Raw genomic sequence first — 17596 nt, 5'->3', positions numbered from 1 at the left:
CGAATGTGAAATCAACATCCGATGCATATTCAAATGCAGTAAACGGGAAACCATTAAAACCTCCCATCCATTCGCGCTGGCATTACCAGCGTACGAATGTAAGACGCTTCCGACAGATTCAATACGGCACACACCATGGCAACTACATCTTGCAGAGGAATCAGCGAGTTTGTATTTTCGATGTTTTCGTCGTCAGCCCAATCACCCGTGTTCAGGTAGCCCAACTGTAAACACGTTACCGCCAGACCTTGGCTCCTGTAACCCTCGCGCAGCGCTTCGGCAATTCCGTTCAACGCGCATTTAGTAGCACCAAAGGTAACTTCGGGGCTGCCACAGTTCGGCAATGCCGATGTGGATCCGGCTAAGATAATCTGCGGCTTTGGCGCCAGCAGAACTCGTGGCAGCAAACGCTTTAAGAGCAAAATCAATGCGATGACATTGACGTTCACCAGATTGACAATCTCGTCGTCGGTATCCTGCAAAAAATCGTAGTTGTCCTCAAAAGCGTTTGTCTCCCAGATTCCAACGTTGTAGATAATTGCATCCAATTGCTCTGGACAACTCTGGACTATGACATCGGCAGCAACTCTCGGATTGGAAAGATCCGCCTCAATCCAACTCAACTGGGACGATTGCTCTAGCCCCGACGCGCTCGGTGCCGACCGGGCCACGGCTACTACGTTCTTACCCTCACCCAGTAAGCCTTCCACCAGCGCTTTACCCAGCCCGCGACTTCCTCCTACTACAAGTATCGTCATGAATTCACCTCGCGGGCCTGCTTGGGAGCGTCCTTGAGAAGACGCCCTAACGCCTGATCGACCTTCTCTGGCCAACTGCCGTCAGATACATCCTCAAACCCGTGCTCGCCTACGAAGGCGCTACCGAAAACCACATCTGGTTTTAAGGTAGCTAGCAACCGCAAGCTCTCAGCTAATACGGGTCGGTCACCTTCGGTGTGTACACTCTTAATAAAGCCCGCCGTCCAGCGATTGTGTTTGTCTAGGTATAGAGTGTCTCCGGTAAACAAGTAGGTTTTCCCGGTGGGTGATCGGACTAAGAAGCAGGTGCTCCCCGCACTGTGGCCCGGCGTTGGAATGACTTCGATATTTCCCATGTGAATCTCCCGCCGTTCGATGAATATGTCTGGCGTACGTACCTTGGCAAAAGACGCTTCCTCTTCACGATGCCCCACGAGAAGTGACCCATAGCGCTCGGCAATTGTGTTTAGAGTATCGCCCAACTCGTCTTCGTGACTTAAATACTGGCGGGCCACTCCGCCGTGTTGCGCTAAATTTTCCACTTCGTGGAGATGGCCTGTGTTGTAAAACAGCACGTTGCCGTCATCGCGAGTCAGTAGGTAGGCGTGAGTATTCAAACCGGGAAACGGGCTTTGAGTTTCCGTTTCCCATACATCGGGCTGTACTTGTTTCATGATTGGATCCTCGTTTAAGTGATTGAAGGGAGGAGCCTAATACTTAAAGTTGACTTTAAGTCAAGGGTTTGTTTTATTGCCATGCAGAGCAACTGGAAGGAATGATTGATGAACGACAATCAAAGCTATAAGGTCGAAGGCGGCGTGCTAACTATCGGCCAAGTGGAAAAGCGCAGTGGTATCGCCGCATCGGCGCTGCGTTTTTACGAAACGAAGGGGTTAATCAAAAGCTCGCGAAATGCCGGTGGCCAGCGGCGCTATTCCAGAGACGTCCTGCGACGAGTGGCGGTCATCAAAACCGCGCAACGCCTGGGTATACCGTTGGCAGATATCGCCAAGGCGTTATCCGCCCTACCCAAACGGCGCACGCCCACCATGAATGATTGGCAGAAACTGTCCACACTCTGGCAGAATCAATTGGACGCACGAATTGAACAACTCAAACGGCTACGAGATCAATTGGATGACTGCATCGGTTGCGGCTGTCTCTCAATGGAAACTTGCCCGCTGAGCAATCCAGATGACGTGGCGGGCGAGCATGGGCCCGGCGCGATTGTTTTTGAGTCACTGGAAGACCTCTAACCCTAGAGATTCTTGACTGGTATGGCCTGGCGCGCTCTATCTATTTGGCTTTGTCGCAATCGGTATCTTTACTTCGTTGTAAGTGAGGGCGCGAAGCCCATCAATTTCTCAATTTACGGGAATTATAAGTATTGCCCTGCTAATGGCCCTTTATAACAGGTACTCCCTTTATTTTACGTCCTCAATCAATTCGTGATGCACGCACACCGCTGTGCTTTTGGGCCGAATGGGTTTGCCTCTGCCTTCGACGTGCGCGCGCGTAAACGCCGCGCCGAACAGGAGGATCATGGAGGAATAATTTACCCAGAGCAGGAGCAACGCCAGAGAGCCGGCGGCGCCGTAAGCGGATGCCGTTGCTGTGTAGGCTAAGTAGAGGGCGATCAAGGAACGGCCCACCGTGAACAGCAGGGCGGTGATGAACGCACCGAGCAGAACGTCGCGCCAGGACAGCCGCACGTCAGGCAGGATCTTAAACATAGCCGCGAACAAAAATGTCACCACGAACAGCGACAGGATTATCTCCGTACCCACCATTGCCCAGGCAGGGATCGGCAGCCATCCCTCTGCAAACGCCATAACGGCACGCAGAGCCACTGACAGCACGAGCGAGACCATTAAGGTAAACCCGATCGCCAGAACGATGGTCAGCGACATCAACCGGCTTTTGACGTAGATCCACATGCTGCTTGCGGTAGGTTTTGGCGCGACGCCCCAAATCTGATTCAGGGACGCCTGCATCTGTGCGAAAACCGTGGTGGCACCGACAACGGTGGCGACAATCCCGATCAGCGCAGGCCAGATGCCACTCTGATCGATCTGAGAATTGATCACCGCAGTCTCAACCAACCCGGCCGCTTCCGGCCCAATAGTCCCCTCAAGCTGTTCGAAGAGCTGCCCCTGGACTGCCCGCTCGCCCATAACCAACCCGACCAGCGTGACAACCACGACCAGAATCGGCGCGATGGAAAAAACGGTGAAGAAAGCCAGTGCAGCGGCGTAAATAAAGGCTTGGCTCCCCAACCAATTCTGGATTGCGGAACCGAGAATGCCGAGCCAGTGCTTCACCGGAGCGGGGAGTTTGTCGTAAAACTTGGAAAACATGGGTCGAAATCCCTCTTCCTTGGAGCCAATGTCGATCTGCTTCCGCCCAGTATATATCTAATTGGCTCTACCGGTGGTGGGACTGCTCTGGCGGCTTAGACTTGCACTGAGAGGGTGGAACGCCGACCAGCGCGGCAAAAGCCTTGCTGAAATGGGCCTGATCGAAATAGCCCAGCCGGTGGCTAAGTTCGGTCAGATTCACTGAACCAGCGTTGTTGATTGCCTCTATCGCTTCAATCATTCGGTAGCGTTCAATGACCCACTTAGGGCTTACTCCGATGTAACGCTGGAACAATCGCTGCACGCGGCGCACCGACACAGTTCCATAGGTGGCCACTTGGTGGGCAGAACAAATGTCCGGGTGTTGCTCAATGGCGCGCACCAGTTGCCCCGCCTCTCGGGCCGCTTCATCCAGATTTGGCTCCATACCCGACAGCTTACGATCCATAGCTCTGACGAGTGCCGCACTCAAGCGCTCTTTGAGCATCGTTTCCCATTGGGATGCCTCTTCACCCCAAAAATCTTTTAACGCAAGCGTTCGGTCGGTCAACTTATGCATCGAATCCGGATAAAAGGCGCTGAAAGCACCCGGGCGGAATTTGACCCCAAATACTTGCCCTTTACCCGTTAGCCGATATTGGAAGCTGCGCTTAATTACCCCGCGAAGGCCGCTACCATTTTGGGGGTCGATCACCAAATGCTGACTTGGGTGGGGAAGGTTCTGTTGCAGGTAGTCGGGTTTGCCGGTCAAATCCCAGTGTACCAACCAGTAGTGTTCGACCAGTTGCTGCAACTCAGGGCAGGGCTCGAAGCGCTCAAGCGAAAACCGGCGAGCGCTCTCCTGCCGGTTGATCAGCCCGCGCGCTTCCTGGGCGATACTGTTCTGATCTGGAGGTTGTCGCATATTTACAAGGCTAGAGCGCTCGAGAAGGATAGGATGATTCTGATCCCTTCTATTGGTCATTGTTTTATGAAAAAGATCTTGCTCGCGGGCATAATCGGATTATTCGCACTTCAGGTCAATTCCCAACTTACAGGAAGCCATCCAATGCAAGCCAAAGGCACCTTTACGGTTCAGCTCGACCCCAAAGAATCCTACAACCCAGGCACCGATGGCAATCGGCTGGGCCGCATGACCATTGATAAGACCTTCGAGGGCGACCTTAAAGCGATCAGTCAGGGCGAGATGTTAAGCGCCAGGACTCCGCTCCAAGGCTCAGCTGGCTACGTGGCGCTAGAGCAAGTGAGCGGCGAATTGGACGGCAGAAGTGGCAGCTTTGTGCTGCAGCACTTCGGCACAATGAAAAACGGCAAAGATTACTTAAAGCTGGAAGTGGTACCCGATTCAGGCACCGGCAAACTGAAAGGGTTGAGTGGCAGCATGAGCATCGAAATAGACGATGGCGTGCATCGCTATCAGTTCGATTACCAGTTTTGACTCTTCGTTAGCCCTGGTTAGCTATCTGTGGTCGGCCGGCGCCGCCCACCCAGCACCGAATGATACGAGAACCTATTGTTTAGGGAGCGCGCACCTTTCGGCTGCTGCAGGACGGGCAGGCCCCACCGGTTTTGCGATTTGTGTGTGATCTACAGCAATTCAGTAACAAATCATTGCCATTAGACTCTTGGTCCGATTTCTGAGAACCTTAGCTGGTGCCAAATACATCGACACCCGGTAGGTAGAGTATGAAAAATATGCCAAAGCTACGCGGTGTTAATAGCTGCGGGATTTGTAGCGAATATGCATTGTAAACAACTTTCAACTGACGCCGTGCACTTCTGGAACTAACATACGTGTCCAATTTAGCTTTCTACCAAGCGCTAACGGCTGCTGCCTTTTTAACCGTCTGGCTGCTGCCTTTGTTCGCCATTGCTCTGGACAATCGGGTTCAACATCAAGAACGGACTCTATGGCTAGCCGCCTGCTTGTTGATTTCATGGCCTGCTTGGGTTTTATACTATTTCATCGCTCCCTTTATGAATCACAATCGGGCAGCGTCATCAGGCAGTGCCGAGTCAATGCTTACCAAGGCTTTAGGCCTCTATACGAGAATGGCTCGAAAAGTGCACCCATATCGTTGGATTCTCTGTGTATTGCTGGTCTTAACTAGCGCCGTTTCACTTATAGATACGCCGCCTGGAATAAAATCAATCGCACTTCTCACAACACTCTGGTCGGTGTTTTTTCTAGTGGTATGGAGTCTTTCATCTGTATCCACAACAAGTAAGTGCACAGCAGCAATGACGCGCTGGCCTTTGATCACGTGCTCAGCACTCATTATTAGCCAATGTTTGTTGATGTTTACTACCGTGCTAACCGCTTTCTTTCTACTTATTGTAGCGTGAAAGCCACTCCTAATTGACGGCTAACTCGCATGCAGCACTCAATGACCGGTCACATTGTCGCGACTCCACACTTTTAGCTGTCCGGCGCCAAAGGCTCGTAGTTGATTGACTTGTTGGCACTCCTTACACTGCGATACGCAAGAAATATGACCACAAATATTACTATGGCAAGCAAGTTGATTGTTACCTCAGTTGATTTATACATCCAGCTTACGGACACATTCATTCCAAAGTTTAAACTCAGCGCCCAGTTCTCCGTCTCAAAACCGATGATTTGCAAACCATAAAGCCACAAGCACAATTTTAATGCTTTTAAACTCCGCTTATAGATAAGGTAAGCGAAGTAGGTATTGAGAACCAGCATGAGGCCTAGAGCCGTCACTAGTGCATATGAAATCCATGGTGTATCCCATGCAAGTTGCGGAAGAACTAACGCCATAAAGACGAAGCCAGCAAGACTGCTAATAGCGAGCAGCCAATAAGATGTTTTCGTTAGTCTATTGTGTTCACCGAACATAGAACTTCCTTAATGCAACGTGCCGTCCGAGCTTGAGAGTGTAAAGCGACCAAAGGGAACGAACTTATTTTATTGGTTATATCCGAGTTTCACGGCATTAGCACCATCTTCGGTTTTTCATTACCCGTGAGTTCAAACGTGATGGACAAAAACGCCCATTAGACATTGGGGTACAAGAAGAAGCCTGGGCACCGCCGGTATCTAAACGACGGGTTGCAGCCCTTAAGTCATGGAGTGGCTCCATTTGTGGGTTTTTATCTTTGTTTGTGCCGGGATACCTCGGCACCATGTCGCTAAATTATACCTCTGGGGGCGGGAGGGCAAGCTTTAGGTTGGAGCCGTGTTGGCCTAGCCCAGGAAGTCCGCTTTCTAGGGTTACCTCTCTCGCTTTGTCTTCCCACAAGCGCCCTGCTAAGCTGCTGTGCATCTACGAATGCAAGGAGCATCGCATGTCTTTTGGAAATTTCACTCCCGCCGGTGAATACAATGAATTCCGTCAACACGAACTGCGCAAGCGCAAGCTAGCGATGGTCGACGGCAACCTAATGGCCAACGACAGTTCGCACTTGAATGGTCAGTCTGCCCGGGCCTATCAGAACGGATACTGGGGGTTCGCCTCCGCCACCCAACCCACCGGTTCCGACACGCTCGGCAACATCGCACTCGCCAACGCCAAAGCCATGCAGTTATTCGGTGGCCAGAGCCGGCCGCTGCCTGAGGCAGCTTACCAAGGCGAGCATGGCATCGCTTGCAAACCGGGCTGGTCTTCAGAGCAGCTGATTGAGTGGCTGCAGTCGGTGACGGATTTGGCCCGCAGCCGCTACGACAAAGTCGCCTCGGTCACTGCAGTGGCGCTGGATGAGTATCACGATAAATACGTTCAGAACAGCTTGGGTGCGCGGGCTTATAACAATATTTCTCGGGCCATGGTCTATCTGCTGCTGACGGTGAAGGACAAGAATGACAAACCAGTCGAGCTGGGGCACTTCATTAGTGGCAAAGGCAGTTTCGGAGATTTAGACCTGTCGATGACGGCCGTGGAAGCCCAACTCGACGGACTTTATGAGCATCTGTTAGCCAAACGCGAAGCCGTGCATGCCAAAGGCGGCCTGCAGAGAGTTGTGATGGCGTCCGATCTGGCGGGTATTCTGGCTCATGAAGCCATGGGTCACCCCTGCGAGGCCGATCTGGTTCTTGGCGGCGCCGTAACAGGAGACATGCGCGGCCAACGGATCGCGAGTGATTTGGTGACCATGGTCGATTTTGCTCACAGCTACGAGGGTGCAGAGCTAACGGTTCCCGTCTATGCCGATGACGAAGGCACCCCGGCGCGGGACGTCACCTTGATCAAAGACGGCATGTTGACTGACTTTATGCACAACCGGGAAACCGCAGCGCGGTTCGGCAACCAGGCCACGGGCAATGCCCGCGCCTATGCGCCCGACGATGAACCGCTGATCCGCATGCGCAATACCGCGATTCTGCCCGGAACCGGCAAGCTCGATGACATGATTGCCGATGTCGAAGACGGCTACTACCTTATGAAAACCAGCAACGGCCAGGCTGACACCACGACTGAGTTCATGTTCGGAGTGACGCTCGGCTACGAAATCAAGAACGGCAAACTCGGCCGCTCCATCAAGGACACCACTTTGTCTGGCTCCGCCATCAAGATGCTGCAATCGGTGGATGCCGTGTCTGAAGACATGCAATGGAACAGTGCCGGTTACTGCGGCAAAAAACAGCCGATGGTGGTATCCATGGGCGGCCCGGCCATACGGGCGAAAGCACAGTTGGGAGGTGAATAATGCTGACACAAGCCAAAACCATTCTGAGCGCGCTGACCCGTGCTGGATTTGATGACGCCCGGGTAACCATTACCGAAACCGATGTTAACGAACTCAATATTGCACACAACCATGTCAGCCTCATGCGCACCACCCAGGGCCAATCGCTGGCCGTGATGGCCATTCAGGACTGTCGGCGGGTCACGGCTTCCGTATCCAGCCTAGACGACTCGGTCATTGAGCAAGTCATCGCGGACCTGAAACGGGATGTCACGACCTCGCCGCAAGATGAGGCCTATGCCGTAGCACCGAATCAGATGGGAAGCTTCGAGAAAGGGCCACAGTCTGTCGATCGGGAGGCAATAGCGAGCAGTGCCAAATCATTGCTGGAAGCTCGCGCTGAACAGTACCCCACGTTTCAGATCGAAGAGTGCTCCATCAAACATACTCTGGAACGAACCACCTTGGTTACTACGCTCGATACCGAGCTCACATCGTCCGTCGGTAAACATGAAGTAGTGATCATGGGTTCCAGTAAGGACGACCACGGCAGCAGCTCATTTACCTACACCTACGGCGTGCTAGACGCTCTACCGGAGCGGCTGACCGATGTGTTGGACATCGACCAGATGATGGCCAACAGCGTGCAGGAAACCCAGACCGAGATGGCGGGCGATAAGTTTACCGGTGACGTTGTGCTAACGCCGATGGCGGTGATGGACCTGATCGGCTGGCTGACCGGTCAGCTCGGTGATGGTGCACTGATTAGCCAAACATCCGTTTACCAAAATGCCGTCGGCGAAGTCATTAGCGCACCGTCATTATCGATTCGGAACCATCCCCAGGGCGCGGGCCAGGCGCCCTTCAATTCAGAAGGATTCATCATTGACCCGGTCACTCTGATCGACTCCGGCCGACTGATTTGTCAGCTGCCAAGCTACTACGGCAGCCGTAAGCTCGGCATTGCGCACACCCCGGTCACTGATGGCTGCAGCATTGATGCCGGTGATGTCAGCCGGGCCGACATGCAGAGAAGCGTTCAGCGCGGAGCTTTGGTCGGCCGTCTTTCCATGGGCAGCCCAGCACCGAACGGTGACTTTTCTGGGGTGATCAAAAACAGCTTTCTGCTGGAAAACGGTGAGCGCACCAAGGCCCTGTCTGAAACGATGATTACCGGCAATGTCGCTCAGATGCTGAAAGACATAGAGGCCATAAGCTCGGAGGTGTCTGACTTTGGGGGCTATAGGCTGCCCTGGCTGAAAATTGGTGGGTTGCGGTTTTCTTGAGGGAGTGACTCCGAACTTGGACATTTAACTCTCGCCACACAGGCCTCCGTAACTGGCGATGTGGTGGCGTTTTTATGTGTCTTACTCACGTTGAAGTAGGAGCCCACGCGTTGAATTTGTCTCGAAGCCGAAGTGTGATCGAAGCAATGTAGGCAACGAACATTGCGGAGAAGGCGCTGAAATGCATCGCATCGACGGTTGTTAAGCCCCAAAATGCAAATTCCACTCTCGGGACTATAAAGGATGAGGCATAGGCTAAAAATGCATACGCGACAAGGCATGCCTCATGTCTTAGCAGCCCGGGGCGACCCAAGCGACGCAGTGACGGCAGGTTCAAGACAAGCCTTACCCACAGTGGTTTCTCAATGTATTCATCTTTTGAAGTGTTCATTGCATATAGCTCCTGCTCTAGTAAGTCGACGTTGACATCAAATGTCGCCGCCAGAGCCCGAAGCGATGCATAGCTCACACGATGACCCGCTTCAACGCGCTGAATTGTGCGAAGGCTTAGGTGGGCTACTTCAGCGAGCTGTTCTTGGGAAATACCTCTGTCCTGCCTAAGTTTCTTAATTAGCATGCCAATCTCCGGTTGCGACGAGCCAAATATAGATCGTTTGACTCACTGTCGGTGACGACAGTACCGCCAAAATACCCGCCAAACGCGATATTTCGTGAAATTACAGACGTGCAGCACATAACAGCTGAATGTCGTAGCGAGTTATATCTGGCAAACCCGCGTCACTGGCGGCTAGCCCCGAAAATGTCCCCAGGCAGCCTTTAGCGGGCTGCACAGCTTAAAATTCCCCATTGTCGACAATCAACCGACCGAACAATACCTCTACCCGGAATTCAGACTGGCCCAGCAGCTGTTCCGAAATAATGGCATAGACGCAGTGATAGTCGATCCGTCCGAACTTAAATATGAGGCGGGCGCGCCCTACCGTGGCGACCAACGAATCGACCTACAACCGCCTAGTGGACTTCGGCCTAGAAGCACCCGAACACGCCGCCCTGCGTTCAGCCTGGCTAGAAGGCGGCGCTGTCATTACCCCCACACGCCCTGTTCGCTGACAAACGCAACCTGACCCTCTGGTCAGGTTGCACTATGCTTGAGGACTGGGGCTTGAGTGCCGAACACGCCCAACTGCTTCGCGCCGGCATCCCCCGCACCGAACTCGTCACCGCCGACAATGCCGACACCCTTTGGCAAGAGCGAAAGCAACTCTTCTTCAAGCCGGTAGCGGGCCATGGCAGCAAAGGCGTCTACCGAGGCAGCAAACTCACCAACGGTACCTTCGCCAAAATTCTAGAGAGCGACTACATCGCCCAGGCCTTTGTACCGCCCTCCGAACGTCAGGTGCTGGTCGATGGCGAGCGAGAAATGCTCAAGGTGGACGTGCGCTTGTATACCTATCGCGGTGAATTGCTTCTGGCGGCGGCTAGGCTTTATCGAGGGCAGACTACGAATTTTCGAACGCCAGGGGGCGGGTTTGCGCCGCTGTTGATTAAATAGGATTAACTACTGTTTCGTTCATGCCTGCCAACGCCCGAACGCTGCAAACTTTCGTTGAGGAGGCTGAGCGCAGCGGTATTCTACAGTTGGTCGAATGATTTTGACGTGAACGCATTTGATGGTTCCGGCAAGCCAAAGCTCGTGAAATTTGACATCTAAGGCTACTGGTCCCGTCGAATTGCCCGAGAGCGACGCTTGGCGTACAAACTCGAAGGGGAACTGCCAGATGCAACCCTTATGAAACTTCTCCACCCATTCAAAGAACCTCTGATAAAGAAGGTGGGCAATCTCTCTGCCTCATAAAGTTAGAAATTTTTCCCGGTGGTTGGCGACGGATTATACTTAATGCGTCTTTGACGGATGAATTTTCTAGGTCGCCTTGCTTGCAACAGTCCACGTACAACTTTTCATTTGGATTACCGCATCCACAAAACTCATCATCTTTAAGTTCGGTTATCCTTTCATAGGAAAAATGCACCGCTTGATGACCCGGCCACCGCCCAAATACCCGTAAATGCTCATGACGCAGGGCCCAGAGACTATACAAGTCGATTAACTGTAAAATACTATCTCCTGGAATCCAGGTTCCGTCTTTTGGTTCGAATGCGCATACAGACCCATCGGGGTAATTAGTGTGTCGAGGACCGATCCATTCCAACGAAATGGCCGTCGTCCAAAACCCCCAACTCCTTTGGTTAACCAAGGAAGAATAGGGTAAGGCAGTAAGGAATGTGGCTTTCTTTCCAAGCCCAGGTAAGATGGTGCTTTCTGTTAGCAGCCACAATCCTTCTGCCTCTTTCCATACCTTGGTGCCGGGATAAGCAACCCTTACCGCATCTAGCTCAGCTTCGTAGCGCTCGTAAAGACCTGAGCTGACGATCGGTGCGGCCTCACTGGCCGGCCGGGGTCGACTGGCCTCCCCGGATTGACCGGTCTGCCTTTGCCATCCGGCGGACCTTTCCCACGACCCGGTTGCGGGTCCTCTCGTTCTCGATCTGACATTATTAATGTCCTCGCCCGGGGTTAAAGAAACAACAGCGGCATCTCCGGGCTTTACAATCCCACTGTTGTAAACGATAGGGAATTGGTTGCGGTCAAGCTGCTCCCCGATTTCCCTCAACGAATTTCTCAAATAGCTATTCACCATCACTACTTTTCCTTCCTAACACCCTTAAAAGGCTTCTTATCCGACTTTACATCCATAAAACGCCCGCTATCCGCATCTCTTTTGACATAATTACCGGATGGAGTCTTGGTTTGAGAGCGGCCTTTAACCGCGCCATTGCGGTGACCGTCTCCTACTGGTGGATTTTTAGCCATTTCAATTACCTCTTTGCTTATCAGGAATATACTATCGTTAACATATATATTAACTACTGTTAATAGCGTGCTTGAACTAGCCCGAATTGTCAACCCGTGTTAATATTATTTTTAACAGGAGTTAATAGGATGTCAGATAAAGCAGAGCAATCGAGAATAATTAGCAATAATATCAAGAAGTTACGTGACCAGAATGGCTGGAATCAGTCCACTTTGGCCAACAAAGCGGGAATCACACCTGCCGCATTGAGCCAAATCGAAAAAGGCGATAAGCGTCTTCCGTCCTTCGTTGTATTAAGAAAACTGGCCTCGGCCCTAAACGTTCAACCTTTCGAGCTAACAGGAGAAGCGCCCCCACAAACAGAGATCGATCAGAAAAGTAGAGAGTTTTACCGACGCTGGGATTTATTGGAGAATCTCTCGGAGAACGATCAGAAAATGCTACGTGAAATGGCAGAACGGCTTAAGGGCATGACCGACAAATGATTGAGGAGCAAAAAGGCGCTACGGAAGCAGAAAATTTACTGGAAGATCTAGGATTCAACGCCCTTCCAATTAGCCCCAAAGACGTTGTGACAGCCATCGATTTTGATGACTTTACTGTTGTAATAGAAGAGCAGTATTTCGATTCAGATGGAATATTAGGCAAGGCTGTCGGCAACGATAAAGGAGCTTTGATCTATATAAACGCAAACATTTCTGATCCAGGCAGGTTAAGGTTTACAGCCGCCCATGAGATTGGCCATGTTTCCATGCATATCATTCCTCAGCTCAAAATGTCTTTTGAATGTGGAAGCAAAGAACTATCCAATCCGTTTAATGATCCAATTGAGAGACAGGCTAACGGCTTTGCTTCGGGTCTTCTAATGCCCAAAACCCTTATACGAAAACACTGTGACTGTGAAATAAACTGGAGAAACATCCAATTCATTTCAGAGCTATGTGGTGCATCGCTAGAAGCCACATACCGTCGATTCAGCTTCTTGGAAAAAGCGCCAAACGCTATGGTTATTCACCATAATGGAAAATTCAGCCGATTCGTGGCTTCGAAAAATTTCGAGTTTTATATTGATCAAACGCCACTATCCAGTCATCAGAAAACGTTAATGACGGATGTTAAAAAGGAGCCCTATCCACATGATTTCGACACTGTCGACGCATCAGACTGGATTAACCCACAGTCCAAAGGCATAACGCTGGAATCCATCTACACCAGTACTATTCTTCTGAACGAAGGCTTCACCTATACTATCCTGACCTACGATGACGACTGCATTGCCGAAGAAGAAGATGAGTATTATTGATTTACCCATCAAAAATCTGCAATCCTACCTGAGCTAAAACAGCTTTTCTCATTTACTATATTTTCCCACCCACACCCTTGAACTTTTCCACAAACGCGGCTACTTTTTGAAAAACGCTCTGCTTTTTGGTTTTGTACTCTGGATTAAGCGGGCTCATTTTGGGTAGTGTTGAATTTAATTCAGTACCGTTCTCGCTGGCGTACTCACGTTTTAGCGAGGCGATGATATAGCGCTTAGCTGCTTCTTCATTCAAGCCCTCTGAACTAATCAGCTCTTCTGCTTCTCGGGCTTGCTCTGCTTGCGCAAAGCTGAAGAATTCATCAATGATGCCGGCCTTGTCCGGCATATCATCCAGATTGGTTTGGTTAATGAAATCCACAATCAAGCTTTCTTTCGCCCTGTTACCGAGGCTTGCACGAATTAACCGGCGCACTTCTTCGATCAGCTCAGCTTTGGTTTTGTTCTTTTTGTTCTGCTCAAAAATCAACTCAAGAATGTAATCCAGATTGATCTCTTGCGATTTAAGCAAGTCTATTTCAAAGACCACATCGTCCCAATCAATGGTGGATTTGTCTTTTTCTTCAGCGGACTTCTCGCGGCGCAGCCAATCGCGAATATCGTTATAACTGGAACGGTAATCCTGAATCTTGCGCTCGGCAGGAATCCGAATGGTTTGCAGTACCGCCAAGTCTTCATCCGTTAAATAGTGCACAGCCTTGAAGGCCTCAACCGCCTCGGGGTCGCTTATGTCAACACTTTGCAAGGCTTTGAGACTGGCAAATTCATCGTAGTTTTGTAGCACGTTCTCTACGCGCAAATACTCACCAAACAACTTGGCAAAGTCCTTTTTGTCCTTTTCCAGTACGATATCATCCGGGTTAGGGAAGCGTTGCTCTAATTCTGCCACCACATCCATAAAGCCGCGCCGGGCTTCACCGGTAACCATATCGGTAAAGCCTTCCATGTACTCCTTGTAGCTTTTTTCCAGCACTACATTCTTGGTGTTTTTATCACCAAACAGGGTAATGGCGTCGACTGTCGCTTTCTCCAAGTCACGGAAGGTGACAATATTGCCAAAGGTTTTAGTGGCATCGTAAATGCGATTGGTGCGTGAATAGGCCTGAATTAAACCGTGATAGCGCAGGTTCTTGTCCACAAAAAGGGTGTTCAGTGCGGGGGCATCGAAGCCGGTCAGAAACATACCCACCACAATCAGCAAGTCTATATCCTGGCTTTTCACGCGCTTGGCCAGATCACGGTAATAGTTTTGAAAGCCGTTGCTATCTACGCCAAAATTGGTTTTAAATGCCGCATTGTAGTCATCAATGGCGGCGTTTAAAAACTCCTTGGCGCTGGAGTTCATGGCAGAGACATCAAAGCTTTCATCCGGTATCTCGCCCACGGCATCTTGCTCTTCGTTAGCCGCAAACGAAAAGATAGTGGCCACCCTCAGTGGCTTATCTGCGTCTTTCTGCAACTGCCTGAACCCCTGGTAATACAGCTTGGCGGCATCCACACTGCTTACGGCAAACATGGCATTAAAGCCCTTGCCGCCTGCTTGCCGACGGTGAGTTTTTTGGCGGAAGTTCTTCAAAATATACTGCGATATTTCCTTGATGCGATCAGGGTGTAACAGCGCCTCTTTGTTCTCAGCGGCAGACAGCTTTTTCTCATCCTGCTCTGTTTCAATTGCCTTAAACTGTGGGCGAACATCGTTGTAGTCCACCTTGAACTTGAGCACCTTTTCGTCGCGAATGGCGTCGGTAATCACATAGGAATGCAACTCACGGCCAAATACGCTGGCGGTAGTTTCGGCGCCCAAGGCGTTTTGCGGGAAGATGGGCGTGCCGGTAAAGCCAAACTGGTAGAATTTTTTAAACTTCTTTTTCAGGTTTTTTTGCGCTTCGCCAAACTGGCTGCGATGGCATTCATCAAAAATAAAAACCACCTGCTGGTTGTACACCGACAGGTCGCCCTCGTTTTTCATCAGGTTGTTAAGCTTTTGGATGGTGGTAACGATAATCTTGTTATCGTCTTTATCCAGGTTGCGTTTGAGGCCGGCGGTAGAGTCGGAGCCATTGACGCTATCGGGGGAAAAGCGCTGGTATTCCTTCATGGTCTGGTAGTCCAGGTCTTTCCTGTCGACCACAAAAAACACCTTGTCAATAAAGTCCAGCTCGGTGGCCAAGCGTGCCGCTTTAAAGCTGGTAAGCGTTTTTCCCGATCCGGTGGTATGCCAAATATAGCCACCACTTTCAGGTTTGCTCCAGGTTTTGGCTTGATAGGCGCTATTGATCTTCCACAACATACGCTCGGTGGCGGCAATCTGGTAGGGGCGCATTACCAGCAGGGTGTCGCTCACATCAAATACTGAATAATGCAGCAGTACATTGAGCAGGGTATTTTTCTCGAAAAAAGTCGCGGTGAAGTCTTTTATATCTTTAATCAGGTTGTTGTCGGACTTCGCCCAGTTCATGGTGAAGTCAAAGCTGTTTTTGTTGCGCGTTGTAGTGTTGGCAAAATAGCGGGTATCGGTACCGTTGGAAATCACAAACAGCTGCAAGTATTTAAACAGTGAGTGATCCGCATTAAAGCTTTCTTTGCTGTAGCGGTGCACCTGATTAAAGGCTTCGCGAATGGCCACACCGCGTTTTTTCACTTCAATTTGCACCATGGGCAAGCCATTGACCAAAATAGTGACATCGTAGCGGTTGGCGTGGCTGCCGGCTTGCTCAAACTGCTTGATTACCTGCAGTTTATTGCGGGTAAGGTTGTTCTTATCCAGCAGGTAAATGTTCTGAATGCGGCCATCATCAAACACAAAGTCGTGAATATAGTCATCATGCACTTTTCTGGTTTTATCGACTATGCCATCACTGGGCTTATCCAGATAGGTTTCTACAAAGCGCAGCCACTCGCCATAGGCAAACTCTACATTATTCAGACTCTGCAATTGCTCGCGCACATTGGCCAGCATGGCTTCGGGGTTGTTTAGGCCGGGCAGGTACTCATAGCCCTGATTTTTTAAATCCTCAATCAATTCGCGCTCTAATTCCCCTTCGCTCTGGTAGGTTTCGGCAACTTGCCATTCCCGCGTGTATTTATCGAGGACGATAAAACGATTCGATTCGGCGATGGTTTTGTAATCAGTCATTGATCGGTATCCTTGTTTACAGCAACAGGGCAATAGGCACAGCTGTCAACTGCTCATCAAAATGCACCACTTGCTCACCCGTGTAGAGCAACACTCCTCGCTTGAACTGCGCCGGTGTAGTGTTGCGCAAATGGCGCAGGCCATTAAAGTCTTTGCCAACCACAGTGGCCGCTGCCTTTACTTCAACGCCCAATAATTCCTGGCGGCGGTTTTCCAGTACAAAATCCACCTCGACTCCCGTGCTGGTTCGGTAGTGCATCAGTTGGGTAGGCAGCGTCGCCCAGGTCTGATGCTTGGCCAGCTCAGCATGCACAAAGGCCTCGACCAGCCCGCCCGGCAGGCCATGCTGCTCCATCAGCTGTAGCGCGCTAAATCCCTGTAGGTGCGCCATCAGGCCGTAATCGGATAAAAACAGCTTCGGCGACTTTTGCAGGCGCTTGCCCAAATGAGATGACCAGGCCGGCACCTGACGGATAAAAAACAGAGTCTCCAGCAGGGCCAGGTAACGCTTAAGGGTGGTTTGCGCAATACCTGTGCTGCGCGCCAGCTCGGCAAAGTTGAGCAGCCCGCCACTGCGAACGGCCAGCAGGCGGACCAGCTTCGGCAATTCGGTCAGGCCTTCGATATTGGCCAGATCCTTGATATCGCGCTGCAAGATGGTCGCTAGATAACTGTCGAACCAGGCACCCAGGCGACGCTCGCTGGTGCGCTGCGTGGCTTCCGGGTAGCCTCCGGCAACCAGACGGGTAATAAAATCGGACCGATCAAAAGGATAGCTTTGCGCAAAGTCACCGGCGAACAGGCGGTCAATCACACTGCCGCCCCGCCGGTTCAGCTCGCTCTGTGCCAGCGGCCACAGCTCGATAATCTCCATGCGGCCGGCCAGGGAATCCGCCATCTGCGGCAGCATCAACACATTGGCCGAGCCAGTGAGCAAAAAGCGCCCCGGTCGCCGATCCTTGTCCACGGCGGCCTTAATGGCCAGAAACAGCTCCGGCGCCCGCTGCACTTCGTCCAGACAAACCGGCTCGCCAAAGGCAGCAATAAAGCCAAAAGGGTCGGCCTTGGCCGCCGCCAGCACCACTGGATCGTCCAGAGTGAGATAGCGGATGCCGGGCCGCAGCGCTTGCACCAAGGTGCTTTTGCCCGTTTGCCGGGCGCCGTTGAGCAACACCACCGGGGTGTCGCTCAGGGCTTCAGCCAGTGTCGCCTGTATGGTTCGTGGATACATGGAATAAGTAATATTGGCCACTA

17 protein-coding genes are annotated in these 17596 nt (G+C 51.5%); 7 read left to right on the top strand and 10 right to left on the bottom strand.

Features of this window, described 5'->3' with window-relative positions; translation table 11 throughout:
* Positions 1 to 53: 53 nt before the first annotated feature.
* Positions 54 to 758: an SDR family NAD(P)-dependent oxidoreductase gene (locus tag RBH33_RS10445; RefSeq protein WP_306732125.1), complete on the bottom strand. Its 705-nt coding sequence runs from the start codon at positions 756 to 758 to the stop codon at positions 54 to 56.
* The gene (locus RBH33_RS10440) at positions 755 to 1432 is read right to left on the bottom strand and encodes an MBL fold metallo-hydrolase (RefSeq protein WP_306732124.1); all 678 of its coding nucleotides are present in this window, start codon (positions 1430 to 1432) and stop codon (positions 755 to 757) included. Before RBH33_RS10440 ends, RBH33_RS10445 begins: the two co-directional genes overlap by 4 nt.
* Before the next feature lie 108 nt (positions 1433 to 1540).
* Here RBH33_RS10440 and soxR point away from each other — a divergent pair, with 108 nt between their 5' ends.
* Positions 1541 to 2014: a redox-sensitive transcriptional activator SoxR gene (gene soxR / locus RBH33_RS10435; RefSeq protein ID WP_306732123.1), complete on the top strand. Its 474-nt coding sequence runs from the start codon at positions 1541 to 1543 to the stop codon at positions 2012 to 2014.
* 168 nt (positions 2015 to 2182) lie between these two features.
* Here soxR and RBH33_RS10430 read toward each other — a convergent pair whose 3' ends face one another.
* The gene (locus RBH33_RS10430; protein WP_306732122.1) at positions 2183 to 3115 is read right to left on the bottom strand and encodes a YihY/virulence factor BrkB family protein; all 933 of its coding nucleotides are present in this window, start codon (positions 3113 to 3115) and stop codon (positions 2183 to 2185) included.
* Between the two features lie 67 nt (positions 3116 to 3182).
* Positions 3183 to 4019, bottom strand: coding sequence for an AraC family transcriptional regulator (locus tag RBH33_RS10425; RefSeq protein ID WP_306732121.1), 837 nt, complete (start codon positions 4017 to 4019; stop codon positions 3183 to 3185).
* 144 nt (positions 4020 to 4163) lie between these two features.
* On the opposite strand from RBH33_RS10425, the gene RBH33_RS10420 reads away from it, so the two are divergent.
* Complete coding sequence (locus RBH33_RS10420; protein WP_306732120.1) at positions 4164 to 4553, top strand: DUF3224 domain-containing protein; 390 nt, start codon at positions 4164 to 4166, stop codon at positions 4551 to 4553.
* Positions 4554 to 5534: 981 nt separating this feature from the next.
* On the opposite strand, the gene RBH33_RS10415 is transcribed toward RBH33_RS10420, so the two are convergent.
* On the bottom strand, positions 5535 to 5978 hold the full coding sequence (locus RBH33_RS10415) for a hypothetical protein (protein WP_306732119.1): 444 nt from the start codon (positions 5976 to 5978) through the stop codon (positions 5535 to 5537).
* 449 nt (positions 5979 to 6427) lie between these two features.
* Here RBH33_RS10415 and RBH33_RS10410 point away from each other — a divergent pair, with 449 nt between their 5' ends.
* Together RBH33_RS10410 and RBH33_RS10405 are read left to right on the top strand one after the other, a co-directional pair.
* Positions 6428 to 7786, top strand: a complete 1359-nt coding sequence (locus RBH33_RS10410) for a TldD/PmbA family protein (RefSeq protein WP_306732118.1) — start codon at positions 6428 to 6430, stop codon at positions 7784 to 7786.
* Complete coding sequence (locus tag RBH33_RS10405) at positions 7786 to 9051, top strand: metallopeptidase TldD-related protein (RefSeq protein WP_306732117.1); 1266 nt, start codon at positions 7786 to 7788, stop codon at positions 9049 to 9051. Before RBH33_RS10410 ends, RBH33_RS10405 begins: the two co-directional genes overlap by 1 nt.
* An 85-nt stretch (positions 9052 to 9136) precedes the next feature.
* Here the strand turns inward: RBH33_RS10405 and RBH33_RS10400 are convergent, their stop codons facing one another.
* Entirely contained in the window at positions 9137 to 9628 is a 492-nt protein-coding gene (locus RBH33_RS10400) for a helix-turn-helix domain-containing protein (RefSeq protein ID WP_306732116.1), read from the bottom strand.
* 528 nt (positions 9629 to 10156) lie between these two features.
* Here RBH33_RS10400 and RBH33_RS10395 point away from each other — a divergent pair.
* Positions 10157 to 10564, top strand: coding sequence for an ATP-grasp domain-containing protein (locus RBH33_RS10395; RefSeq protein ID WP_306732115.1), 408 nt, complete (start codon positions 10157 to 10159; stop codon positions 10562 to 10564).
* 256 nt (positions 10565 to 10820) lie between these two features.
* On the opposite strand, the gene RBH33_RS10390 is transcribed toward RBH33_RS10395, so the two are convergent.
* Positions 10821 to 11711, bottom strand: coding sequence for a hypothetical protein (locus RBH33_RS10390; protein ID WP_306732114.1), 891 nt, complete (start codon positions 11709 to 11711; stop codon positions 10821 to 10823).
* 2 nt (positions 11712 to 11713) lie between these two features.
* The gene (locus tag RBH33_RS10385; RefSeq protein ID WP_306732113.1) at positions 11714 to 11884 is read right to left on the bottom strand and encodes a hypothetical protein; all 171 of its coding nucleotides are present in this window, start codon (positions 11882 to 11884) and stop codon (positions 11714 to 11716) included.
* A gap of 129 nt (positions 11885 to 12013) precedes the next feature.
* Here RBH33_RS10385 and RBH33_RS10380 point away from each other — a divergent pair, with 129 nt between their 5' ends.
* Together RBH33_RS10380 and RBH33_RS10375 are read left to right on the top strand one after the other, a co-directional pair.
* Positions 12014 to 12370 carry a helix-turn-helix domain-containing protein gene (locus tag RBH33_RS10380; RefSeq protein ID WP_306732112.1) on the top strand — a complete coding sequence of 119 codons (357 nt, stop codon included), beginning with the start codon at positions 12014 to 12016 and terminating at the stop codon, positions 12368 to 12370.
* Positions 12367 to 13188: an ImmA/IrrE family metallo-endopeptidase gene (locus RBH33_RS10375; RefSeq protein WP_306732111.1), complete on the top strand. Its 822-nt coding sequence runs from the start codon at positions 12367 to 12369 to the stop codon at positions 13186 to 13188. Before RBH33_RS10380 ends, RBH33_RS10375 begins: the two co-directional genes overlap by 4 nt.
* Before the next feature lie 55 nt (positions 13189 to 13243).
* Here the strand turns inward: RBH33_RS10375 and RBH33_RS10370 are convergent, their stop codons facing one another.
* Both RBH33_RS10370 and RBH33_RS10365 read right to left on the bottom strand, forming a co-directional pair.
* The gene (locus RBH33_RS10370) at positions 13244 to 16342 is read right to left on the bottom strand and encodes an HsdR family type I site-specific deoxyribonuclease (protein ID WP_306732110.1); all 3099 of its coding nucleotides are present in this window, start codon (positions 16340 to 16342) and stop codon (positions 13244 to 13246) included.
* A gap of 16 nt (positions 16343 to 16358) precedes the next feature.
* A complete protein-coding gene (locus RBH33_RS10365) occupies positions 16359 to 17573 on the bottom strand; it encodes an ATP-binding protein (RefSeq protein ID WP_306732109.1) in 1215 nt (404 codons plus the stop codon).
* Between the last annotated feature and the right edge of the window lie 23 nt (positions 17574 to 17596).

This window comes from Marinimicrobium hydrolyticum (assembly GCF_030848505.1).
In the GTDB taxonomy this organism is placed as follows: domain Bacteria; phylum Pseudomonadota; class Gammaproteobacteria; order Pseudomonadales; family Cellvibrionaceae; genus JAVDDU01.
Note: the sequence above shows the minus strand (reverse complement) of the source record. Positions and strands in the feature narration are given on the sequence as shown.